25 protein-coding genes and 1 pseudogene are annotated in these 22,571 nt (G+C 68.9%); 13 read left to right on the forward strand and 13 right to left on the reverse strand.

Going from position 1 to position 22,571, the window contains the following annotated elements; genetic code table 11:
• Positions 1–1,035: cytochrome b/b6 domain-containing protein (locus VGE49_RS02215; RefSeq protein WP_331032955.1), on the reverse strand; the 1,035-nt coding region annotated here is incomplete at its 3' end.
• A 168-nt stretch (positions 1,036–1,203) separates the two neighbouring features.
• Positions 1,204–1,914: a YceI family protein gene (locus VGE49_RS02220; RefSeq protein ID WP_331032956.1), complete on the reverse strand. Its 711-nt coding sequence runs from the start codon at positions 1,912–1,914 to the stop codon at positions 1,204–1,206.
• A 182-nt stretch (positions 1,915–2,096) separates the two neighbouring features.
• On the opposite strand from VGE49_RS02220, the gene mutL reads away from it, so the two are divergent.
• The 3 genes from mutL (at position 2,097) to VGE49_RS02235 (ending at position 5,078) form a co-directional block, all read left to right on the forward strand.
• Positions 2,097–4,010, forward strand: a complete 1,914-nt coding sequence (gene mutL / locus VGE49_RS02225) for a DNA mismatch repair endonuclease MutL (protein WP_331032957.1) — start codon at positions 2,097–2,099, stop codon at positions 4,008–4,010.
• Between the two features lie 148 nt (positions 4,011–4,158).
• Positions 4,159–4,626, forward strand: coding sequence for a low molecular weight protein-tyrosine-phosphatase (locus tag VGE49_RS02230; RefSeq protein ID WP_331032958.1), 468 nt, complete (start codon positions 4,159–4,161; stop codon positions 4,624–4,626).
• 176 nt (positions 4,627–4,802) lie between these two features.
• Positions 4,803–5,078, forward strand: coding sequence for a YjhX family toxin (locus VGE49_RS02235; protein WP_331032959.1), 276 nt, complete (start codon positions 4,803–4,805; stop codon positions 5,076–5,078).
• Here the strand turns inward: VGE49_RS02235 and rsmD are convergent.
• Together rsmD and VGE49_RS02245 are read right to left on the reverse strand one after the other, a co-directional pair.
• Entirely contained in the window at positions 5,061–5,636 is a 576-nt protein-coding gene (rsmD, locus tag VGE49_RS02240; protein ID WP_331032960.1) for a 16S rRNA (guanine(966)-N(2))-methyltransferase RsmD, read from the reverse strand. The genes VGE49_RS02235 and rsmD overlap by 18 nt on opposite strands.
• 3 nt (positions 5,637–5,639) lie before the next feature.
• On the reverse strand, positions 5,640–7,256 hold the full coding sequence (locus VGE49_RS02245) for a pseudouridine synthase (protein WP_331032961.1): 1,617 nt from the start codon (positions 7,254–7,256) through the stop codon (positions 5,640–5,642).
• Positions 7,257–7,268: 12 nt separating this feature from the next.
• On the opposite strand from VGE49_RS02245, the gene tadA reads away from it, so the two are divergent.
• Together tadA and VGE49_RS02255 are read left to right on the forward strand one after the other, a co-directional pair.
• Complete coding sequence (gene tadA / locus VGE49_RS02250) at positions 7,269–7,733, forward strand: tRNA adenosine(34) deaminase TadA (protein WP_331032962.1); 465 nt, start codon at positions 7,269–7,271, stop codon at positions 7,731–7,733.
• Between the two features lie 46 nt (positions 7,734–7,779).
• Positions 7,780–8,208, forward strand: coding sequence for an MliC family protein (locus tag VGE49_RS02255; RefSeq protein ID WP_331032963.1), 429 nt, complete (start codon positions 7,780–7,782; stop codon positions 8,206–8,208).
• Here the strand turns inward: VGE49_RS02255 and VGE49_RS02260 are convergent.
• The 3 genes from VGE49_RS02260 to VGE49_RS02270 are packed head-to-tail and all read right to left on the reverse strand — an operon-like array spanning position 8,205 to position 10,500.
• Entirely contained in the window at positions 8,205–8,792 is a 588-nt protein-coding gene (locus tag VGE49_RS02260) for a GNAT family N-acetyltransferase (RefSeq protein WP_331032964.1), read from the reverse strand. The two genes, VGE49_RS02255 and VGE49_RS02260, sit on opposite strands and share 4 nt — an antisense overlap.
• On the reverse strand, positions 8,789–9,895 hold the full coding sequence (gene aroB, locus VGE49_RS02265) for a 3-dehydroquinate synthase (protein ID WP_331032965.1): 1,107 nt from the start codon (positions 9,893–9,895) through the stop codon (positions 8,789–8,791). The genes VGE49_RS02260 and aroB overlap by 4 nt, the downstream gene beginning before the upstream one ends.
• Positions 9,892–10,500 (reverse strand): shikimate kinase, encoded by a 609-nt coding sequence (locus VGE49_RS02270; RefSeq protein ID WP_414643586.1) that lies wholly within the window; start codon positions 10,498–10,500, stop codon positions 9,892–9,894. Before VGE49_RS02270 ends, aroB begins: the two co-directional genes overlap by 4 nt.
• Before the next feature lie 33 nt (positions 10,501–10,533).
• Between VGE49_RS02270 and VGE49_RS02275 the strand changes: the two genes are divergently transcribed.
• The 4 genes from VGE49_RS02275 to VGE49_RS02290 all read left to right on the forward strand — a co-directional run bounded on the left by VGE49_RS02275 (position 10,534) and on the right by VGE49_RS02290 (position 13,628).
• On the forward strand, positions 10,534–11,448 hold the full coding sequence (locus VGE49_RS02275; protein WP_331032967.1) for a site-specific tyrosine recombinase XerD: 915 nt from the start codon (positions 10,534–10,536) through the stop codon (positions 11,446–11,448).
• Positions 11,449–11,531: 83 nt separating this feature from the next.
• On the forward strand, positions 11,532–12,482 hold the full coding sequence (locus VGE49_RS02280; RefSeq protein WP_331032968.1) for an acetyl-CoA carboxylase carboxyltransferase subunit alpha: 951 nt from the start codon (positions 11,532–11,534) through the stop codon (positions 12,480–12,482).
• An 88-nt stretch (positions 12,483–12,570) separates the two neighbouring features.
• Positions 12,571–13,146, forward strand: coding sequence for a response regulator (locus VGE49_RS02285; protein WP_331032969.1), 576 nt, complete (start codon positions 12,571–12,573; stop codon positions 13,144–13,146).
• A complete protein-coding gene (locus tag VGE49_RS02290; RefSeq protein WP_331032970.1) occupies positions 13,143–13,628 on the forward strand; it encodes a chemotaxis protein CheE in 486 nt (161 codons plus the stop codon). Before VGE49_RS02285 ends, VGE49_RS02290 begins: the two co-directional genes overlap by 4 nt.
• Here the strand turns inward: VGE49_RS02290 and VGE49_RS02295 are convergent.
• The 5 genes from VGE49_RS02295 to VGE49_RS02315 form a co-directional block, all read right to left on the reverse strand.
• Positions 13,613–15,502: an ABCB family ABC transporter ATP-binding protein/permease gene (locus VGE49_RS02295; RefSeq protein ID WP_331032977.1), complete on the reverse strand. Its 1,890-nt coding sequence runs from the start codon at positions 15,500–15,502 to the stop codon at positions 13,613–13,615. The two genes, VGE49_RS02290 and VGE49_RS02295, sit on opposite strands and share 16 nt — an antisense overlap.
• 48 nt (positions 15,503–15,550) lie before the next feature.
• The gene (locus VGE49_RS02300; RefSeq protein ID WP_331032971.1) at positions 15,551–16,567 is read right to left on the reverse strand and encodes a threonine aldolase family protein; all 1,017 of its coding nucleotides are present in this window, start codon (positions 16,565–16,567) and stop codon (positions 15,551–15,553) included.
• Between the two features lie 3 nt (positions 16,568–16,570).
• Positions 16,571–17,494: a mechanosensitive ion channel family protein gene (locus tag VGE49_RS02305; protein ID WP_331032972.1), complete on the reverse strand. Its 924-nt coding sequence runs from the start codon at positions 17,492–17,494 to the stop codon at positions 16,571–16,573.
• 88 nt (positions 17,495–17,582) lie between these two features.
• Positions 17,583–19,391 carry an ATP-binding protein gene (locus tag VGE49_RS02310; protein WP_331032978.1) on the reverse strand — a complete coding sequence of 603 codons (1,809 nt, stop codon included), beginning with the start codon at positions 19,389–19,391 and terminating at the stop codon, positions 17,583–17,585.
• A 102-nt stretch (positions 19,392–19,493) separates the two neighbouring features.
• Positions 19,494–19,820 carry a BolA family protein gene (locus tag VGE49_RS02315; RefSeq protein ID WP_473964827.1) on the reverse strand — a complete coding sequence of 109 codons (327 nt, stop codon included), beginning with the start codon at positions 19,818–19,820 and terminating at the stop codon, positions 19,494–19,496.
• 21 nt (positions 19,821–19,841) lie between these two features.
• On the opposite strand from VGE49_RS02315, the gene VGE49_RS02320 reads away from it, so the two are divergent.
• Positions 19,842–20,513 (forward strand): J domain-containing protein, encoded by a 672-nt coding sequence (locus VGE49_RS02320; protein WP_331032973.1) that lies wholly within the window; start codon positions 19,842–19,844, stop codon positions 20,511–20,513.
• On the opposite strand, the gene VGE49_RS02325 is transcribed toward VGE49_RS02320, so the two are convergent.
• Positions 20,473–20,742, reverse strand: coding sequence for a hypothetical protein (locus VGE49_RS02325; protein ID WP_331032974.1), 270 nt, complete (start codon positions 20,740–20,742; stop codon positions 20,473–20,475). The two genes, VGE49_RS02320 and VGE49_RS02325, sit on opposite strands and share 41 nt — an antisense overlap.
• 130 nt (positions 20,743–20,872) lie before the next feature.
• Here VGE49_RS02325 and VGE49_RS02330 point away from each other — a divergent pair, with 130 nt between their 5' ends.
• The 3 genes and pseudogenes from VGE49_RS02330 to VGE49_RS02340 form a co-directional block, all read left to right on the forward strand.
• Entirely contained in the window at positions 20,873–21,301 is a 429-nt protein-coding gene (locus VGE49_RS02330) for an organic hydroperoxide resistance protein (RefSeq protein ID WP_331032975.1), read from the forward strand.
• A gap of 10 nt (positions 21,302–21,311) precedes the next feature.
• A complete protein-coding gene (locus VGE49_RS02335) occupies positions 21,312–22,421 on the forward strand; it encodes an FAD-dependent oxidoreductase (protein WP_331032976.1) in 1,110 nt (369 codons plus the stop codon).
• Between the two features lie 10 nt (positions 22,422–22,431).
• Positions 22,432–22,571 (forward strand): annotated as a pseudogene (locus VGE49_RS02340) (cobaltochelatase subunit CobS); the annotation flags it as partial.

A 22,571-nucleotide genomic window follows, 5' to 3' on the forward strand; every position in this document is an offset into this window, starting at 1 on the left:
ATAGGCGCTCGGGTCGAACCATTCCGCGCCGGTCAGGCTGCCTTCCTGGGTTGCGTCGCCGGTCTTCGCCGTTCCGGTCTTGACCAGAACCACGGCCTTGGAGCCCGCCAAATCGGCCGGATCGAACCAGACCTGGCCCTCCCACTGCTCGAACCGCCCCTTGAAGGCCTGGCCCGCATGGGTGCCGGTAAATTCGATGCTCGAGGCCGCCGGATCGATGGTCCAGGCCGTCGCCGTCCCCGGCGTGACCGCCGCCTCGGCCTGAACGGGTGCCTCCGCGACACGAGCCTCGCCCCCAGCCCCTTCGGCCAGCGGCGCGGGCTTGGCCGCGATGCCGCCCGCCACGGCCAGCGCCGCGATGAAGCCCAGCCCGGCCAAACGCTCGCTCCGGCGCAACAAGGGCTTCGGCTCCGGCGCGGTGCGGCCCTCGCCGTGCTTCAGCACCGGGATCATGTGGGCCAGAACCCCGTCGCGATTGATGAACTGGTGCTTCAGCGCCGCCCCGACGTGCAGGGCGATCAGCACAACCGCGCCCCAGGCCATCAGGCTGTGCGCCCCCATGGCCTGATAGGCCACGGCCCGGCGCAGGCCCGCCGCCGCCTCGCCGATGAAAGGCAGATACGGCACGGTGAACAGGCCGAACCAGCTGGTCGCCACCGCCAGCGGCGTATCCGTCGCCACGGCCCAGCCCGCCGAGACATAGAGCCACCCGGTCAAAGGCAGGGCCAGCATCAGGCCATAGAAGGCCGCATGGGTCGCCCGCGCCGCGAACGTCTCCCAGGTCTTCATTTCCGCCGGCATTCCCGGCGTCCGGTGCGTCAGCCGCCACACAAGCCGCAGCAATGTCAGCGCCAGGATCAGGAAACCGACCGACTTGTGAATCTGGAACACGCGATAGGCCAGCGCTTGCTGCCCCGGCGCGTTGATCGCCTCGCTCATCCACCAGCCCATCGGGATCATGGCGATGATGGCGACCGCGATGGCCCAGTGCAGGGCGATGGCGACGGGGGTGTAGCGGCTGGCGGGCGCGGTCATGGCGAAACTCGCAGGCTCATGAAATACATCCGTCATCCCGGACGCCTCGCAGAGGCGATCCGGGACCCAGGCGGCAGAGCCAGACGCCATAGCCTCCAGTCTCTATCCGACGCCTGGGTCCCGGATCAGCCTGTCGGCTGTCCGGGATGACGGCAGAGGGATCAGCGATTAGGCGGCCGGGGCTGCGGCGGCCGGCGTCACCTGCTGCAGGAACTCGCCGTCGAAGCGGATGGTGACGTCGTCACCCACCGGACCCATCGGCATGCCGAAGTCGGTGCGCTTGAACTTGCCTTCAGCTGCGAAGCCGATGGTCGGCACCTGCATGAAGGGGTGCTTTTCGATCTCGCCGCCGAAGGTGGCGTCCAGCGTCACCGGCTTGGTCACGCCCAGGAAGGTCAGGTCGCCCGTCACCTTGGCCGTGCGCGCGCCGGTCAGCTCGACCTTGGTCGACTTGAAGGTGATCTGCGGGAAGGCGCCGGCGTTCAGGAAGTTCTTGTTCCGGGCGATGTCCTCGTTCCAGCTCTTGAAGCCCGAGCCGGCGTGAGTGCCGGTGTAGTCGCCCGGATAGTTGGCGTCGACCGAGGCCGGGTCGATGCTGACCTCGACCGAGCTGTTGGCCAGGTTGGCCGGGTCCAGGGTGATCTTGGCGTCGAACTTGTTGAAGCGCGCCGTGTAGTTGGAAATCGTATTGTGCGGCAGCGACCACTGCAGCGTGGCGTGGGTCGGGTCCATCACATAGACGCCGGCCGGGGCCTTCAGCTCGACCGGGGTGGTCGAGGCGGCGTCGGCGACGGGCGCGCCCGACTTGTCGGCGGCGGGGCTGCAGGCGGCCAGCAGGGCGGCGGCCGAAACAGCCAGAATGGCGGCTTTGATCTTCATGGGGAGGGACCTCGTTGATGGTTCAGGACTGGACACGAGGCCCAGAAACGGTTGCTTTGTCCGTTGGCGCGCCGCTCGGACTGCAACAGTATAAGTTGCGATTGCAGTCCTTCAAGCCCTGTTCGCGCAAAAATGCGGATTGAGGTGCGCCCTGCGCGTCGCCCGCCTATCTTGCGACTCACATGCCCATTCGCCGCCTCCCCCCCGAAACCGTCAACCGCATCGCCGCCGGCGAGGTGGTGGAACGCCCCGCCAGCGCCATCAAGGAGCTGGTCGAGAATGCGCTGGACGCCGGTGCCTCGCGCGTCGAGATCCAGGCGGACGGCGGCGGCCTGACCCGCATCCTGATCGCCGACGACGGCAAGGGCATCCCGAAGGACGAACTGCCGCTGGCGGTCGAACGCCACGCCACGTCCAAGCTGGAGCCCGACGACGCCGGCGACGTGGACCTGTTGCGCATCCACACCCTCGGCTTCCGCGGCGAGGCCCTGCCCTCCATCGGCTCGGTCGCCCGCCTGACCATCACCACCCGCGCTCGCGACGAAGGCGACGCCTGGTCCGTGACCGTGGACGGCGGCGACCAGCGTCCGGTGGCCCCCGCCGGCTTCCCCGGCCCGCACGGCGCCCGGGTCGAGGTCCGCGACCTCTTCTACGCCACCCCCGCCCGGCTCAAGTTCATGAAGTCCGAGCGGTCCGAAGCCATGGCCATCTCGGAGGAGATCAAGCGTCAGGCCATGGCCCACGAAGCCGTCGCCTTCACCCTGTCGCTGGACGGCAAGGTGACGCTACGCCTGCCCGCCGAGCATCCGGGCTTCGAGGGCCGCCTGAAACGGCTCGGCGCGCTTCTGGGCCGCGATTTCGAGGCCAACGCCCTGCTGATCGATCAGGAACGCGACGGCGTGCGCCTGTCCGGCTATGCGGGCCTGCCCACCTATTCGCGCGGCAATGCGGCGCATCAGTTCCTGTTCGTCAACGGCCGCCCGGTGCGCGACCGGCTGCTGCAAGGCGCCCTGCGCGGCGCCTACGCCGACTTCCTGGCCCGCGACCGGCATCCGGCGGCGGCGCTGTTCCTCGACATCGACCCGCTCTATGTCGACGTGAACGTTCACCCCGCCAAGGCCGAGGTCCGCTTCCGCGATCCAGCCCTGGTGCGCGGCCTGATCGTCGGCGCCCTGCGTCACGCCCTGCACGCGGCGGGCCACCGCGCCTCGACCACGGTCGCCGCCGACGCCCTGTCCGGGTTCCGCCCGCATACGGGCGAGGCCCTCTACAGCCCCACCTCGGCCTCGGCCCAGTCGTTCGGCGCCGCCGCGCCGGGCTGGAGCGGCTGGCAGGGCTGGTCGCAACCGGCCGCCGCCGCCCAGAATCTGCCCGGCCTCAACGAACGCTCCGCCCGCGTCGAGCACACCTGGAGCGGACAAGCCGCCGCCCCCGACTTCCGCACCCTGGGCGAAATCCAGGCCGAACACGCGGGCCAGATCGCGCCCGGCGCCCAGACGCCGCCCGACCTGATCGACTACCCCCTCGGCGCCGCCCGCGCCCAACTGCACGGCACCTATATCGTGGCCCAGACCCGCGACGGCCTGATTGTGGTCGATCAGCACGCCGCCCATGAACGCCTCGTCTATGAGCGGATGAAGACCCAGATGGCGACCGGCGCCGTCACCCGTCAGGCCCTGCTGACGCCCGAGGTGGTCGAACTGGACCCCGCCGAGGCCGACCGCGTCGCCGCCAAGGCCGAGGAACTGGCCGAGATGGGCCTGATCGTCGAGGCGTTTGGATCGGGCGCGGTTCTGGTCCGCGAAACCCCGGCCCTGCTGGGCGACACCGATGTTCAGGGGCTGATCCGCGACATCGCCGACGACCTGTCGGAGCACGGCGCCGCCCTGTCGCTGAAGGAGCGCATGGCCGAGGTCTGCGGCACCATGGCCTGCCACGGCAGCGTCCGCGCCGGCCGCGTCCTCAGCGCCCCCGAAATGAACGCCCTGCTGCGCCAGATGGAGGCCACGCCCCACTCCGGCCAGTGCAACCACGGCCGCCCCACCTATGTGGAGCTCAAGCTCAACGACCTCGAAAAGCTGTTCGGGCGGCGGTGATCCCTCCGCACCCGCTCATCCCGGCGAAGGCCGGGATCCAGATCGTAGGGAGCGGGCCGAGAAAATCTCGCCGCAGCAGGTCTTTCGGCCAGCCGCGACGTTTTGCATCTGGATCCCGGCCTTCGCGGGGATGAGCGAGAAAGGTCCAATGATCCCCTCCGTCCTCTTCGTCTGCCTCGGCAACATCTGTCGCTCGCCGCTGGCCGAGGCCGCCTTTCGTGAAGAAGCTCGCCGACTGAAACTGGAGGTGGTCGTGGATTCCGCCGGCACCGGCGGCTGGCACGTCGGCGAACCGCCCGACCCGCGCGCCCAGGCCGTGGCCCGCAGGAACGGCGTCGACATCTCGGCCCTGCGCGCCCGTCAGGTGAAACCCGCCGATTTCCGCCGCTTCACCCACGTCGTGGCTCTGGATGACGACAACCTGGCCAATCTGCGCCGTCTCGCCCCCGCCGACGCCACCGCCGAGCTCAGCCTGCTGCTGGATCACGTCGAGGGCCGCGAGGGTCAGCCCGTGGCCGATCCCTATTTCGGCGACGACGACGGCTTCGACCTCACCTGGACCGACGTGACGGTCGGCGCACGGAGTCTGGCCCAGAAGCTGCGCCGGAACGATTGAAACCGCCGCTCCGCCTCGCTATCTGGGCCCCTCACCTGTTGGGACTGTTTATGTCTGAGATTGTGTTCACGGCCTGAGGCCCGGACGCTGCCCCCCGTCCGAGGCCGCCCGTAACGCCCCGCGTCTGAAAGATCGACGCCGGGCGCACGCTGACGCCTGTCCCGGACAATCCGAAAATGAACATCTCCCGTGCGGAACAACGCACGCTCCACGCCCTGGCCCAGGGCGGTCGCATCCTGCTGGAACGCGACGATCAGGGCCGCATCATCGCCGCCCGTTGCTTCACCCGCGAAGGCTGGGTGCTGGACGGCTGCAATCTTGAGCAATGGCGCAGCCTGAAGCGCAAGGGCGTCATCAGGTCGCGAAACGGCGGCCCCTATGTCGTCAATCGCGACGGCCTCAGCCGCCTGCGCAGCCAGTTGGACAACCGCGTCTCAGGACGCGGCTTCTGACACCCTGAGGAAGAGGACGCGCGCGGCGCCATAGTCGCGCGCGTCCAGACGCTCGTAGCCGGGCGTGTCGATGTCGGGCTCGTCCGAGCCGCGCTCGAACACCACGATGGCCCCCGGCTTCAGCCATTCGCCCTCCAGCAACCGCGCCAGGGTCTGCTCGCCCAGACCCTTGGCGTAGGGCGGATCGAGGAAGGCCAGGTCGAAGGCCTCGCCGGTCGAGCCGGGACGCGGGCCCAGGTCCGTCGCGCTGCGGCGATGCACCCGCCCGCGCCCGAACAGGCCATAGGCGTCCATGTTCTCGCGGATCACGCCGCGCGCGCCGTCGTCCGTCTCGACGAACAGGGCGAAGCTGGCCCCGCGCGAGATGGCCTCGAACCCCAGGGCGCCCGATCCGGCGTAGAGGTCGATGACGCGCATTCCCTGCAGGCTCTCGCCCCAGGACGCGTGCTCCAGCACGTTGAAGATGGCCTGACGCGCCCGATCCGAGGTCGGGCGCGTGTTCTGCCCCTCGGGCGCGAGGATGGCGCGCCCCTTCAGGCTGCCCGCGACGATCCGCATGGCTTAGCCGCGCGGTCCGCCGCGACCGCCCGACGGCTTGCCGCCGAAGGGCTTGCCGCCGCCAGGACGCGAACCGCCCGGCTTGCCGCCCGAACGCGGTTTGAAGTCCCGCTGGGGCCGGTCGCTCTGACCGCCCTCGCGAGGCTTGAAGTCCCGCTTGGGACGATCGCTGAACCCGCCTTCCCGCGGCTTGAAATCGCGTTGCGGACGATCGCCGTCCGAGCGCGGCGCGCCGTCGCGAGGCTTGAAGTCCCGCTTCGGGCGGTCGCTGAAACCGCCCTCGCGCGGCTTGAATCCGCCCTTGCCGGCGTCGCGGGGCGCGCGGCGGTCGTCAATGAGCTGCGGTTCTGACCGGTTGAAGGGCTTGCGCGGGCGCTCCGACCATTCGCCGCCCTGGGCGGCTTCGGGCCGGGCGCGCGGCTTGAAGGTCTTGGAATGCTCGAACTTCGGCGTCGCCTTGGCCCAGCCTTCCTTCTTGGCCGGGCGCTCGCGGCGATCGACCGCATCGGCCTGCGCCTCCGTGGCGGCGCGAACGCGGCTCGGCTTGCGCGACGGGTCCGACATGGCCGAACCCGACTTGCCCGTCACGATCGGCGACGAGGTGCGGCGGCCGGGGATCGGCGCGGGGGTCGAGACGGTGTTGCCCGTCGGCAGGTTCTCGGGCCGGATGTGATCGGCCAGCATTTCGCGGATCACGCGCGGACCGATTTCCTCGACCGCTCCGACCGGCAGGGTGCCCAGCTGGAACGGGCCATAGGCCAGACGGATCAGACGGTTCACGGTCAGGCCGACCGACTCCAGGACCTTGCGGACCTCGCGGTTCTTGCCCTCGGTGATCGAGACGCTGATCCACAGATTGGCCGACGACTTCTCGCCCTCGCCCTTTTCCTTGGCCTTGTCGATGGTCGCTTCCATCGGGCCGTAGTGGACGCCGTCGATGGTGCAGCCGGTCTTCAGTTTGTCCAGTTGTTCCTGGGTGATGCGGCCGCGGGCGCGGGCGCGATAGTGGCGCACCAGGGCCGTGTCAGGCATCTCCAGCGCCCGGCTCAGTTCGCCGTCGTTGGTCAGCAGCAGCAGGCCCTCGGTGTTCAGGTCGAGGCGGCCGACCGAGATCACGCGCGGCAGACCGCTGGGCAGGGCGTCGAACACGGTCGGGCGGCCCGCCGGGTCGTTGTGGCTGGTGATAAGGCCCGCCGGCTTGTGATAGCGCCAGACGCGCGTCGCCTGGGCCGCGCCGATCGGCTTGCCGTTCACGGTGATCACATCGTCGCGCGTCACCAGGGTCGCGGGCGTATCCAGGATACGGCCGTTCACCGCCACCTTGCCCAGACCAATCAGACGCTCGACCTCGCGACGCGAGGCGATGCCCGCGCGGGCCATGGCCTTGGCGATTCGCTCGCTGCGCACCGGGGCGGCCGGTTCCTTGGCGCCCTTGGGTCCGAATTTCGCGCCTGGCTTGTCGGCGCCCTTCGCGAAGGGCCTGTCGCCGTGCGGCGGGCCTTTCCGGTCTGCGAAACCGCCCTTGTCCGGGCGCGCGTCGGCGAATTTACGGGGGCCGCGCGGGCCGTCGTCTTGACGGGAGCGGGGCTTCTTGTCGTTGTCTTTGGGATGGCGATCCATGATGAGCGGTTCATGAGCATGGCGCTCGACTTGGCGCAAGCGGCGGCGCAAGCGGGCGAAGTGCCCGTCGGTGCGATAATTGTCGACGAAACCACCGGCGAAGTGCTTGGCCGTGGGCAAAACGGCCCCATAACGGCCCATGATCCGACCGCTCATGCCGAGATCGTGGCTTTGCGCGATGCGGCGTCAAAGTTGCAGAATTATCGCCTTACCGACCTGACCCTCTATGTCACGCTGGAACCTTGCGCCATGTGCGCGGGCGCTATCAGCCACGCCCGCATCGGTCGCGTGGTCTGGGGCGCGGACGATCCCAAGGGCGGCGCGGTGATCCATGGCGGCCGCTTCTTCGATCAGCCGACCTGCCATTGGCGGCCCGCGACCGAGGGCGGCGTCCTGGCCGAACCCGCCGCCGAAACCCTGCGCGCCTTCTTCCGGAGCCGGCGCAAGGGCGGAACACGAAGCGCAACCGGGCGTTGACCGCATAAGCTTGGCAAGAGGGGTGCTCGACTTGGAAAACCGCCGAATGATCGCCCTGCTGCGCGGCTCCGCCCTTGTCGCCCTTCTGGCCGCCTGCGCCCCTGAACCGCGCAGCGCCCCGACCAGCGGAGACGAGGTTCGCGACCGCGCCATCGCAGCCCAAACCGCCCATCGCCGCACCGGCGCCGAGATCCAGGACAACGCCCAAGACGGCGCCCAAGACGGCGCCATGAACCGCGTCGTCCGCGCCGTCTATCTGTGCGACAACAGCGAGCGCCTTACCGTCGATTTCGACAATCCGCGTCGGATGGCGACCGTGCGTACGTCCAACGGCGAAGCGATCGACCTGTATCAGGAACGCGCCGCCAGCGGCATCTGGTATCGGGCCAGCAACCACGACCTGCGCGGCAAAGGCGATCAGGCCGTCTGGACCGTCACCGATCGTGACCCGACCAACTGCCGCGCGGTGGACTAAGCGAAGGCGGCCAGCCGTTCGTCCAGCCGGCGCCGCACCTCGGGCCAATCCTCGTCCAGCACGGCGAACTGGGCCGTGTCGCGCACCCGCCCCGTCCAGGTGATCTTGTGCTTTCTCAGCACGCCCTCGTCGCGCGCGCCCAGCTTGCGGATGGCGGCGGCGCTGGCGGCGTTCAGGGCGTCGGTGATGATCTCGACCCGGATCGCACCATTGGCAAAGGCGTAGTCCAGCAGCAACCGCTTGCACGCCGGATTGACCGGCCCGCCCCGCGCGTCGGGCCGGTAAAAGGTCGAACCGACCTCGCAGCGCCGATGCTCGGGCTTGATTTCATAGAGGCTGGTCGTGCCGACCACCGCCCCGTCGCCGATCCGCCGCACGGCGAAGGCGATGCGCGAGCCGCTCTCCATCGCCTTCAGCGCCGCCGCCCACCAGCCGTCGAAATGCTCGCCGCAGGCCGCGCTGACCATGCTGTTCCAGGCGCCCGGGTCGCAGTCCAGCGCCGCCCTCACCTCGCCCTCCAGCCCCTTCGTGAACGGCTCCAGCCGGACGAAACGGTCTTCGAGAACGACAGGGCTCAGCTTCACGCCGCCGCGCCTTCCTCGATCAGGAAGGCCCGCACCGCGTCCGCGTCCACGTCCTTGTCGGTGAAGGCGTCGCCGATGGCCCGCGCCAGAATCAGCGTCAGCCGCCCACCCTCGGCCTTCTTGTCCCCGGCCATCCGCCCAATCAGGGCCTCGGCATTGAAAACCTGATCGACGTCGGCCAGCCGCGTCGGCAGGCCCGCCGCCCTGATCCCCGTCTCGGCCTTTTCCGCGTCCGCCGCCGGGCATAGCCCCTGACGAGCCGAAAACCGGAAGGCCATGGCGCAGCCCAGGGCCACCGCCTCGCCGTGAGTCAGGGCGTCGCCGAAGCCTAACTCGGCCTCCAGCGCATGGCCGAAGGTATGGCCGAGGTTCAGCAAGGCGCGGCGCCCTGCTTCCTTCTCGTCCTCGCCGACGATCTGGGCCTTGATCTCGACCGAGCGGATCACCGCCCGCTCCAGAGCGTCGGGATTCCCTTCGGCGCCCGCAGCGCCCTCCCCGCCCAGCCAGTCAAAGAAGGCCGCGTCGCAGATCAGGCCATGCTTCAGCACCTCGGCCCAGCCAGAGCGCACCTGTCGCAGCGGCAGGGTCGCCAGGGCCTCGATGTCGGCCAGTACCAGCCGCGGCTGATGGAAGGCGCCGATCAGGTTCTTGCCGCGGGGGGTGTCGATGGCCGTCTTGCCGCCGACCGAGGAATCCACCTGGGCCAGCAGGGTTGTCGGGACCTGGACAAAGTCGATTCCGCGCATGAACAGAGCCGCCGTCAGCCCGGCCAGATCGCCCACGACGCCGCCGCCCAGCGCCACCACCAGGCTCTTGCGGTCCAGCCCCTCGGCCAGCAGCCGGTCCAGCACGGCTTCCAGTTGCTCGAACGACTTGGACGCCTCGCCCGCCGGAACCGTCACGATCCCGGTCTTCAGCCCCGCGCTTTCCAGCGCCGCGCGCACCGTCTCGCCGTGAATGGCGGCCACAGTCTCGTCGCTGACGATGAAGGCCCGCGTCGGCTTCAGGGCGGCGACACGCGCGCCCGCCTCTTTCAGCAGCCCCCGCCCGACCACGACCTCATAGGCGGCGAAGCTCTCGCCACCGACCCGGATCGTCGTCATTTCTGGCTCTCCTCGCGGACGTAGCGCCGCAGCTCCTTCATGATCGCCTCGACCGCCTGGCCGTGCGAGCCGCCGCCGACGTCCACCGTCAGATCGGCCTCGGCATAGATGGGATAGCGGGCCTCGGCCAGTTGGCTCAGCGCCTCCAGCGGATCGCGTCCGCGCAACAGGGGTCGAGTGTCGCGCCGCTGCACCCGCTCGGCGATCACCTTCAGATCGGCCCGCATCCAGACGCTGATCGAGTGCTTCTTCATCAGGGCCCGCGTCTCGGGGTTCATCATGGCCCCGCCGCCGGTGGCCAGGACAATGGGCGGCCCCTCCAGCAGGCGGCGCATGACACGCGCCTCGCCCGCCCGGAACTCGGCCTCGCCCCGGCTGGAGAAAATTTCGCTGACCGTCATGCCGGCCGCCGACTCGATCTCGTGATCGCCGTCGTGGAACGGCAGGCCCAGCCTTTGCGCCAGCCGGCGCCCCACCGTTGATTTGCCCACGCCCATCAGCCCCACCAGGGTTATGGTGCGGTCAATCGCCAGAGAGGGCGACAGAGGCAAGGAATCGGGCGAGGCGTCGGCGGGCATGGTCGCACTATCCTCTACACGACACAGCCGCTCGCTCCACACCCGTGTTGAGCTCGCCGCGTGACGCCCCAGGTCGAGGCCTTTCTGGAAATGATGGCCGTCGAGCGCGACGCCTCGCCCCACACCCTGTCCGCCTATGGCCGCGACCTGGCCGACGCCGAGACCTGGCTCGGCGACGCGGGCGGCCTGATGGGGGCGTCGCAGGAGGCCGTCGAGGCCTGGTTCGCCGACCTGTCGCGACGTGGCCTGTCCGCCGCCACCGCCGCCCGCCGGCGCTCCTCCGTGCGTCAGTTCTATCGCTTCGCCCTGGGCGAAGGCTGGCGCAGCGACGATCCATCCCGCCGCATCGACGCGCCGAAACAGGGCCGCAGCCTGCCCAAGACCCTCAGCCGCGACGAAATCGAGGCCCTGCTGGCCGCCGCCAATCGCGCGGACAGCGCCGCCGACAGCGCGGCGGGCCCTCGCCTCGTCGCCCTGGTCGAGATGGCCTACGCCTCGGGCCTGCGCGTCTCGGAACTGCTGGGGCTGAAGGTCGAGGCCGTGCGTCGCGATCCCGCCTACCTGATCGTGCGCGGCAAGGGCGGCAAGGAACGCCTGGCCCCGCTCAACGCCGCTGCGCGCGCGGCGATCAAGGCCTGGCTCGACGCCCGCGACGCCGCACGCAAGCCGAACACGCCGGACAGCGCCTGGCTGTTTCCCTCCCACGGCAAAACCGGCCACCTGACCCCTCGACGCTTCGCCCAACTGCTGGATCAGGCGGCGCTGGCGGCCAATATCGACCCGGCCCGCGTCAGCCCCCACGTCCTGCGCCACGCCTTCGCCACCCACCTGCTGGAAGGCGGCGCCGACCTGCGCGTGGTCCAGACCCTGCTGGGCCACGCCGACATCTCGACCACCCAGATCTACACCCACGTCGCCACCGACCGCCTGGCCCAGGTCGTCCATTCCAAGCACCCCTTGGCGAAGGACGAGTGAACCCCGCTTGCCCCAGGGCGTTCCCCGCACTAGTTTCCGCCGCTTTCCGTAGCGCCAACCGCGCTTCTCCTCACGGACGCCTTATGGCCACGCACTATCTCGAATTCGAAAAGCCCATCGCCGAGCTGGAAGCCAAGATCGCGGAGCTGTCGCATCTGGGCCCCACCAGCGGCTCGTTCGAGACCGAGATCGCCGCCCTGCGCAAGAAGGCCGACGCCCTGCGGGTGAAGACCTACGCCAATCTCGACCCGTGGATGCGCACCCAGGTCGCCCGCCACCCGCAGCGTCCGCACTTCGTCGACTACATCGACGGCCTGTTCACCGACTTCGTGGAACTGCACGGCGACCGCCAGTTCGGCGACGATCAGGCGATCATCGGCGGTCTGGCCCGCTTCCGCGGCCAGCCGGTCGTGGTCATGGGCCACGAGAAGGGTCATGACACCCAGACCCGCATCACCCACAATTTCGGCATGGCCCGCCCCGAGGGCTATCGCAAGGCCGTCCGCCTGATGGACATGGCCGAGCAGTTCGGCCTGCCGGTCCTGACCTTCGTCGACACCGCAGGCGCCTATCCGGGCCTGGGCGCCGAAGAGCGCGGCCAGGCCGAGGCCATCGCCCGCTCGACCGAGCGCGGCCTGACCCTGGGCGTCCCCTCCATCGCCACGGTGACGGGCGAAGGCGGATCAGGCGGCGCCATCGCCATCGCCGCCGCCAGCCGCGTGCTGATGCTGGAACACTCGATCTATTCGGTCATCTCGCCCGAGGGCGCGGCCGGCATCCTGTGGCGCGACGGCACCCGAGCCAAGGACGCGGCCATGGCCATGAAGATCACCGCCCCGGACCTTATGGCGATGAAGATCGTCGATCGCGTCATTCCCGAGCCCCTGGGCGGGGCGCACACGGCGCGCGAGACGGCCATCCAGTCGGTCGGCGACGTTCTGGAAGACGAACTGAAGACGCTGTCGTCGCTGTCGGCGGACCAGATCCGCAAGGCCCGCGCCGATCGCTTCTACGCCATCGGCCGTATGGGCTGATCGCGCGCATTGCGCGGCGGCCCCGCGCCGTCGAAGCTGAAGCCATGCGATTCGTTCCCTCGCCCACTCAGCAGGTCAGGGCCTCTTCATGCGCGGCATGAACGGGGTCGGCGAGACGCTGCGCGAGAGCGCGGTGTTCAACTTCAACGGCGCGGTGACGATGGTCATCGACGACTCGCCGTTCGCCCTGGAGCTGACCGCCCAGGCCCTGCTGGGCTTCGGCATCAAGGTCCGCCATTCGTGCAGCAGCGCGGCCGAGGCCATCGGCGTGCTGCGCGACCGTCCGGTCGACCTGATCCTGGTCGACTGCGAAATGCCGGGCATGAGCGGCTATGAGTTCGTGCGCTGGCTGCGCCGCTCGGGGCTGGAGCCCAACGCCTTCGCGCCCGTGATCATGACCGCCGCCCACGTGCGACGCTCCAAGGTCAGCGAAGCCCGCGACTGCGGCGCCAACTTCCTGATCACCAAGCCGTTCAGCGCCGGCGTCCTGCTGGAACGCATCGTCTGGGTCGCCCGCGACGCCCGCCCCTTCCTCGAGGTCGGCGACTATTTCGGCCCCGATCGTCGCTTCCGTTCGGAACCCTGGGAGGGTCTGGAACGTCGCGCCGAGGAAATCCGCAAGGCTGAGTTCGAAGCCCAACGCAGAGCGTCGATCGAGTTATGACCGTCATCACGCACAATCGCCGCCGTTCGCGCCTGTCGACCCTGATCGACCAGCCCGGCGGCGTCAGCGCCGGGGTCGCCCTGGCCCAGGCCAAGGCCAATCTGGCCGAGATGCAGGCGCGCAGTCGCGCGGTCATCGAGGAACAGGTCGCGGCGCTGGCGGCGCTGCAGCCGCCGGCTTCGCTGGACGACGCCGGTCGCGTGCTGGATCAGGCCTACGACCATTCCAGCGCCGTGATCGACGCCGCCGGTCCGTTCGAGATGAAGGATCTGTGCGCCGCAGCCGCCAATCTGTGCGACCTGATCGACGCCGCGCCCGAGGACAGACCCTTCGACTGGCGCATCGTCACAGTCCACGCCCAGGCCCTGCGCCTGCTGCTGACCCTGCCGGCCGAGGCCGCCGAGGCCCGCGTCCAGGTCCTGGCCAGCCTCAAGGACGTGCTGAAGGCCAAGGTTCCGGGCGGCGCTCAGTCCGCCGACTGAACCTGGCTTTTCGCGCCGCGCGTCTGCTTGCGCCACAGGCTGGCGTATTCCCCGCCCTGACGCGCCACCAGTTCGTGGTGCGCCCCGCGCTCGACGATGCGCCCGGCCTTCAGCACCAGGATCTGCTCGGCGTCGGCCACGGTCGACAGCCGGTGCGCCACCACCAGGGTCGTGCGGCCGGCCCGCGCCTTTCTCAAGGTCTTCTGGATCGCCGCCTCGGTGCGGCTGTCCAGGGCGCTGGTGGCCTCGTCCAGGATCAGGATGCAGGGGTCGGCCAGCAGGGCGCGGGCGATGCCCACGCGCTGACGCTCGCCGCCTGACAGCTTCAGCCCGCGCTCGCCCACCCGCGTCTCCATGCCCTCGGGCAGGTTGCGGATGAAGTCGGCCAGTTCCGCCGCCTCGGCCGCCGCCCAGATGGCCGCCTCGTCCGCGTCGGGGCGAGCGAAGGCGATGTTGGCGCGGATGCTGTCGTTGAACAGGGCCACGTCCTGCGGCACAAGGGCCACCGCCGCGCGCAGCGAGGCCTGCGTCACCGACCGGGCGTCATGGCCGTCGATCAGCACGCGGCCTTCCTGCGGGTCCAGCAGACGCAGGGCCAGCTTGACGATGGTGGACTTGCCCGCCCCCGACGGCCCGACCAGGGCTGTCGTCGTGCCCGCCGGGGTGACGAAACTGACGTCGTCCAGCCCGTTGGTCCGGGCGTCATGGCGAAAGCCCACATGATCGAAGACGATCTCGGCCCCGCACCCGCTGGCGGGGCGCGGCAGGGCGACGGCGACAGGCGCGTCGGCCACCTGCGGCGCCTGACGCGTCACCTTCAGCATTTCCTCCATGTCGATGAAGGACTGACGGATTTCCCGATAGGCGAAGCCCAGGATGTTCAGCGGCGCATAGAGCGAGATCATGATCAGCACCGCCGCCGTCACGTCGCCCGGCCCCATGCGTCCCGCCGCCGCCTCGAACCCGGCCATGACGGCCATGATGCCGAGGCCGACGTTCATGATCAGCCCCTGGATCAGGTTCAGCGTCGCCAGCGAGGTGTTGGCCTTCAGCGCCGCGTCCACATAGGTCGACAGCGACTGGTCATAGGCCTCGGCCGCCCGGCGCTCGGCCCCGAACGACTTGACCGTCTCATAGTTCAGCAGGGCGTCGACTGAGAGGCCCGCCGCCTCGCTGTCGGCGGCGTTCATGGCGCGGCGATGCTCCAGCCGCCAGTTGGCCATGGCGAAGGTGGCGGTCGCATAGACGGCGACGACGCCGATCGCCACTGCGCCGAAGCGCCAGTCGTACTTGCCGCTCAGCACCGCCGCCGCCAGCACCAGTTCGACCACCGTCGGGCCCAGGTTGAACACCAGAATCCGCAACAGGAAGTCCACGGCCCGCGAGCCGCGATCCATGGTCCGCGACAGGGCGCCCGACCGCTTGGTCTGATGAAAGTCCAGCGACAGGCTCAGCGCGTGAGCAAAGGTCTCGGCCGCCGTCTTGCGTTGCGCCGCCGCCCGCACGGGGGCGAAGACCACGTCAGATAACTGGGGCGTCGCCGCCGACAGGAAGCGCACCAGGGCCCAACCCACGGCGAAGGCCGCGAAGCCCCAGCCCACAGCCGCCGCCGCGCCCTGCCCCGCCGCCAGATGATTGACCGCCGCGCCCAGGATCAGGGGCGCGGCCACGCCCAGCCCCTTGCCCGCCAGCGTCAGGCCGATGGCCCCGGCGACGCGCCACGGCAGTTGCGGCGCGCCCGAGCGGCCGACCACGCGCAACAGGTCCGTCAGCGCCTGCCAGGTCGGCGGCGCCTCCTGCTTCGCCGGCTCCTGTCCCGCCGCCGCGGCCTTGGTCGCAGAATCGCCCCGTCGGCCGGATCGTTCACCGCGCATCGTCATGCTCCAGCATATGGGCGGCGCCGCGCCGGAGCGAAACCGGCATTAGTTCAGGCTCGCGATGGCTTCGAGCAGTTCATCCACCGCACCCTCGGTCGTCGCCCAGGAACAGACGAACCGCACGGATCCGTCGTCGAACTGATAGCAGGCCCAGCCCAGGGCGTTCAGACGCTGATGCGCCTCATCCGGCATCCGCACGAAGACAGCGTTGGACTCGACCGGGTGCGCCAGGACGAAGGGCGAGCGTTCCTCGATCCCGTCGGCCAGACGCTGGGCCATCAGATTGGCGTGGGCCGCCCCGGTCTCCCAGGCGCCCGATTCCAGCAGACCCAGGATCGGCGCCGCCAGGAAACGCCCCTTGGACGCCGTCTGTCCGGCCTGCTTCAGGCGGTTGTCGATGCGCCGGGTCAGGCTTTTGTCGAAGATGACCAGGGCCTCGGCGCAGTTGGCGCCCGCCTTGGCCCCGCCGAACACCAGGACGTCCACGCCAAGGCGCGGAATATCCTTCAGGTCAAAGCCCGCCGCGGCCGCATTGGCCAGCCGCGCCCCGTCCATATGGATGCCCAGACCGGCCAGCTTGGCCGGTTCAATCAGGTGGCGCAGTTCTTCCTCGGAATAGACCGCGCCGTATTCCGTGGCCTGGGTGACGCTGAGGGCCGCCGCTGGCTGACGGTGGCCGACCACCGGCTCCTCCAGCGCCGCGCGCAGGGCCAGGCCGTCGATCTTGCCCGAATAGCCCGGCAGGCCGATCAGGCCTACGCCCTGGCCGAAGAAGCCCGGCGCGCCCGTCTCGTCCGTGCAGATATGGGCCGCGTGATGCGTCAGCACCGCCTCATAGGGCCGGGCCAGCATGGAGACGGCGATGGCGTTGGCCGCCGTGCCGCTGAAGACGAAGCGCACCTCGGCGTCGGCGTCCAGCCGTTGGCGGATCAGGTCGGCGGCGCGTGCGGAGGTCTCGTCCGCGCCGTAAGCTCGCGCGAAGCCGCCGTTGGCCGTCGCCAGGGCCTCCAGGGCGGCGGGCGCCATTCCGGCGGTATTGTCGGATCCGAAATCGTAACGCACGCGTCAGTCTTCCTGCTCTGCCGGCGCCACGAGGACACGGGCGAATTGGGCGTCCTTGGCCGGCACCTCGACCTGGTGCGGGAAGGGTATCTCGATTCCGGCGGCGTCCAGCGCCTCCTTGCCGCCTTGCATCAGGTCGGCCTGGGTCTGCCACCAGTCGGCGACCTTGACCCAGGCGTGCAGGGTGATCTGCACCGAACTGTCCAGCAGGGCCGTGACCCCGGTCCAGGGGGCCGGGTCCTTCAGCACCTTGTCGTGCGCCGCCGCGACGCCGGCCAGCACGTCGCAGGCGTCCTTCAGGTTCTCGCCGTAGCCAACGGTGAACTTGATCTCGACCCGGCGCGTCTTCTGCCCCGTCAGGTTGATGATGACGTCGCTCAGAACCTTGGAGTTGGGAATGACGATCTTGTGGTTGTTGGCGTTCGACAACTGGGTCGTGAACAGGTCCAGCTTCTGCACCGTGCCCGAGGCGCCGCCCACGTCGATCACCTCGCCCACGCGATAGGGCCGCAACATCAGCAGCATGACCCCCGCGGCCACGTTCGACAGCGTGCCCTGAAGGGCCAGACCGACCGCCAGCGAGGCCGCGCCCAGAACCGCGATAATCGAGGTCGTCTGCACGCCCAGCCGCTGCAGCACGGCGATCAGGCCGATGATGATGATCACCACCCGCACGACCTGGGCGGCGAAGCTGAGCACGGTCTGATCATGACGGAAGGCCCGCAGCCGCCCCAGCACCCGCCGCGTCACCCCCGACGCCCAACGCGCGATGAACAGGGTGGCGGCGAGGATCAGCGCCGCAATGGTCAGGTTGATCGCCAGGTCGCCGGCCATGTCAGCCAGCTTGGCCAGGATGGCCGCATCGACCGTCAGTCGCTTTTCACCGGCAGCGACCGTCTGCGTCAGGGTTTCGTGCAGAAAAGACATAGTCTTGGGTCTAGCGCCTGCCCCCGCGAATGGAAGCCCTGGAGGACGGTTTTAATCCCAACCGCTCGCGGCGCTGAACGTCAGGGGGTTAGGCTGCGGCGACGGCGTCGCCCTGGACCAGAGTGGCCTGCAGCGCGCCTCGACCGCCCTGCACCTGCCCCATCAGCACAGCCAGCCCGCGGAAGTCGATCGGCTTGTTCAGATAGGCGTCGGCGCCGGCGGCCAACCCGGCCTCGTGATCTTCATGACGCGCCGAAGCGGACAGGACGACGATCGGCGTGTCGACGTTGACGCCGCCGCTGTCGCGGATCAGCCGGGTCGCCGTCAGCCCGTCCATCACCGGCATGTTCACGTCCATGATGATCAGGTCGAAACGCTGGTTCTTCGCCGCCTCGACCGCCAGTTCGCCGTTCTCGGCGGTGCTGGTGCGATGCCCCGCCGACCCCATCCAGGCCTCCAGGATCATGCGGTTGACGGGGTGATCCTCGACCACCAGAACATTCAGATGATCGCTGTTGGCGATGTCGGCGTCGATCTCTTCGGCCACCTCGGGGCGGCTCCACTCGACCACCTCACCTTCGACCGAAAGCGTGAAAGTCGATCCCTCGCCCAGACTGGACGTCACCGTGATGTCGCCGCCCATGATGTGCGCCATGCGCCGCGCGATGGTCAGGCCCAGCCCCGTGCCGCCGAACTTGCGCGTCGAGGAATTGTCGACCTGGGTGAAGGGCTGGAACAGGCGATCCAGATCTTCGGGGGAAATGCCTGAACCGCTGTCAGTGACCGAGAACTCGAACGCCACGCGACGGTCCGAAACGCGCCGACCGTAGACGTTGAACCGAATGTCGCCCTGGTCCGTGAACTTCACGGCGTTCGAAAGCAGATTCTGCACCACCTGACAGACCCGCAGCGGGTCGCCACGGACCACCGCGGGGATCTCTCCGTCGAAGGTCGAGATGAAGTTCAGTCCCTTGGCCTCGGCCTGGGCCACGAAGGGACCGATGATACGGCGATGCAGATCGTCGATCTGAACATCGACGATGTCGAAGCTCATCTTGCCGGCCTCGATCTTGGTCATGTCGAGGATGTCATTCAGCAGGCTCAGCAGGTTGTCGCCCGAGTTGCGGATGATCGACAGATACTCGCGCTGCGTCCCCTCGAGCCGCGTGGCGCTCAGCAGTTGCGCCGCGCCCAGCACCCCGTTCATCGGCGTGCGCAGCTCGTGCGAGATGACGCCGAGGAAGCTGGACTTGGCTTCGTTGGCCGCGTCCGCCTTGTCGCGGGCGGTCTCAAGCTCCTCGATCAGATGCGACTGGTACGCCTGGAAGGCGCGAATGCGCTCCTCGCGCAGCATGGTCATCGTCACCAGGACGAACAGGCTGGCGGCGATGAAGGGCACCAGAGCGAGGAAGGGCCAGAACAACGGCCCGCCGAACAGGCTGGCGGCGATGATCGCCGCCGCCACGCCATAGGGCGAGGAGATCATGATCGCCTGGCGCGGCGAGCTGCGCAGTTGGGCGAACACCAGCACATAGCCCGAGATCAGCAGCGCGATCGCCAGTTCATGTCCGAAGGGCGCCTTGGAAAACCAGGCGATCAGCGGCGCCACGGCCCAGACCGCCGTGGTGCCCGTCGCCACGGCGGGAAACACCATGCCCCATCCGGCGCCGACGCGCTGGCTGACGCGTTTTTCAACCTCGCCGCGCAGAGCGCCGGCGGCCAGGGTGGCGGCGAACCAGGTCAGGCCGGACAACAGCCCGACCGTGGCGACGACGCCGACAGCCCAGCTGACGATGATCAGATAGCGCAGATAATGGGTCTGCAGGATCGCGGTCAGCGCCTGTGCGGCTTCGCCGGGCGCCTGCCCGTCCAGTCCCTTGATCCCGTCCCCCACCATTCGCACGCCCCCGCTCTTGCAAATCAGTTCGCAGCGGACGCTAGAGTGAAGGTTCTAAGACGGTATGAATGCGGAATTTTACGTATCAAAGCGGCACATCACCTAGACAAGGGCGGCCTCGCCGACCGTCAGCGCACGGATGGAAAGCGCATGAACAGGCCCGGACAACTCGTCCTTGAGCACGGCGTTGACCGCGCGCTGCCGCGCAACCCGCCCCTGCCCCTCGAAGACGTCGGACACGATCATCAGCTGAAAATGGCTCTCGCCGCCATCCTTGCCGTCCATGCCGCCTTCATGATGGTGGCCGGCGTGTTTCCAGCTGTCGTCTTCCAGTTCGATCCGCAGTGGGGCGAAGGCCGCCGTCAGTTTTTCGCGGATAAGTGCCGCCACGGGGCCATCTGACATCGGTCGTTCCTTGAAGCGGTCCAAATCAGGCTTACACTTCGGGCGATGTCCGCGTCTTTTCAATACAAGCCTCGCTTCACCGACATCCGCGTGAAGCCGCCCAAGCCTGAGGAAGAGCAGGCCGAGGCCGACGTCCTGCACCTGAAGCCGGGCGAGAAACCCTGCCAGTGGCCGGATTGCAGCCGCCCGGCGACGGCCAAGGCGCCCAAGTCGCGCGAACAGCTGGCCGACTTTTACGACTTCTGTCAGGCGCACGCCGGCCAGTACAACAAGGGCTGGAACTTCTACGCGGGCATGAGCGAAGGCGAGGTCCGCGCCGCCCAGGAGAACGAGGCCATGACCGGCGGCCGCCCGACCTGGGAAATGAAGGCCGGCAAGAACACGCGCGAGGCCGCCGCTTTCGCCGCCAAGATGGGCACGGCCAAAACCGAGGGCGCCGGTTCATGGCGCGACAGTTTCGGCCTGTTCGGACGCCGCACCCAGGATCAGGCTGGTCCAGCCGCCGCCGAAATCCATCGCATCGGCAAGATCGAGCTGGCGGCCCTCACCGATCTCGATCTGAAGCCCGGCGCGGACAAGGCCGCGATCAAGGCGCGCTATCACGAACTGCTGAAACGCTTCCACCCGGACACCAACGGCGGCGACCGCGGCGCCGAGGCCAAGCTTCAGCGCGTCATCAAGGCCTGGAAAACTTTGAAAAAGGCCGGGCACGCCTGATCGAACGAAGCAGACCGCCCGATCTGGGCGCGCCGGCGACGCGCATCATCGACCCTTCGCCCGAGCCGTCCCAGATCTCGGCGAAGGCGCCGTCGCCGTTCTCATCCAGCAGCCTGAGCCGCGTTTCTTGCACCGCCTCGGGAAAACTGTCCGCGTCCAACGCGAACATCAGCGGCGTGCTTTCAGGCGCATCATAGACGTAGCAGAAGTACTGCGTGTGCGTGTTCATGGCCCCTTCCCCGACGGAAGTGATGACCAAATTGTTAACACCCCCTTGTGGATTACACGAATCACAGAACCGTTGTTTCTGTCCTACTGCTCCCCATATTCGGTTCCTCAAACTTCAGAGGAGTCGCCTGATGGAAGTCTTGTATCGCGCCCACGCCACGGCTTCGGGAGGCGGTCGCGACGAGGGCCGCTCCGCCACCGACGACGGCAAGATCGACGTGCGCCTGTCCGTCCCGACCGAGATGGGCGGCAAGGGCGGCGACGGCACCAATCCTGAACAGCTTTTCGCCACCGGCTACGCCGCCTGTTACCTGGGCGCGCTTCGCCTGGTCTCGGGCAAGGCGGGCACGCCCGTCGGGCCGGACACCAAGGTCGAGGCCGGCATCGGCTTCGGCAAGAATACGCGCGGTGAAGGCTTCAACCTGGATGTCACGCTGCACGTGACCGACCACGGCCTCGATCAGGCGGTGATCGACGATCTTATCCACAAGGCGCATCAGGTCTGTCCCTACTCCAACGCCACGCGCGGCAACGTCGATGTGACGCTGAGCGCCGACTGAGCCTGCGGCCATGAGCGCCGCGCCTCAGGTCCTGGTCGTCGGCGCCGGTCCCACAGGACTTACGGCGGGCCTTTTTCTGTCGCGGCGCGGCGTGGCGGTTCGCCTGATTGACGCGGCCGAGACGCCGACCGCCACCTCCAAGGCGCTCGGCGTCAATCCGCGCACCCTGGACCTGCTGGAGGCGACCGGCGTAACCGCCCGCATCCTGGCCGAAGCCGGGACCGCCGAGCGACTGCACATCCACCGGCACGGCCAGACCCTGGCCGTTGTTCATCTGGACGAGATCGACGTCGGCGCCCGCTTCCCCCTCGCCATCCTGCCCCAGGCCCGCACCGAGGCCCTGCTGACCGAAGCCCTGGCGGCGCGCGGCGTCGCGGTCGAGCGCGGCCTGGCCCTGATCGGCCTGTCTCAGGACGCCGACGCCGTCACGGCCGTCCTGTCGTCAGGCGAGCGCGTGCGGACGCCGCTGCTGTTCGCCGCCGACGGCGCCCATTCCACGGTGCGCAAGGCCCTGGGCCTCGGCTTCCCCGGCGACGCCTGGGCCGAGCCGTGGCAGTTGATCGACGTCGAGCTGGAGGGGCCGCCTGCGGACGAGGCCTGGATCGATTTTCGCGACGACGCCGTCTTCGTCTGCCTGCCCTATTCGGGCGCGCGGTTCCGCCTGATCGGCTTCGGCCCGCCCCTGCTGGACAACCTGCCAGAGGGCTGGCGCGCGGGCGACGTGCTGTGGCGTTCGGACTTCCACATCTCGCATCGCATGGCCTCGGCCATGAGCCTGGGCCGCGTCGCCCTGGGCGGAGACGCCGCCCATATCCATTCGCCCATCGGCGCGCGCGGCATGAACCTGGGCATCGAGGACGCCTTCGTCTTCGCCGATTGCGCCGCCGACTTCCTCAGCGGCGATACAGAGCGAATCGAGGACTACGATCGCCTGCGCCGCCCGGTGGACAAGGCCGTGGTGCGCCGCGTTCGCGCCCTGACCAGCTTCGTGCGCAACACCGGCGCCGGGGCGGATCTGGCCCGCCGCGCCGCCATTCCTGTCGCTGCTCGCCTGCCCTTCCTGATCGAACGCGTCGCCCGCATCGGTCTGGGTCTCGACCACCCGGTCGTGCTGCGCTAATCGACCTGTCATGACCTCCCCCCTCGACGCCTCGCCCGATCCCCTGGTCACGCTGGAGCCGCACCGCAAGGTGACGGTCAGGGAGGCGTTCGGCGTCGATTCCGACATGGTCGTGCCCGCCTTCGACACGCGCGACAGCCATGTGCCCGA

The organism is Brevundimonas sp., assembly GCF_036405315.1.
In the GTDB taxonomy this organism is placed as follows: Bacteria; Pseudomonadota; Alphaproteobacteria; order Caulobacterales; family Caulobacteraceae; genus Brevundimonas.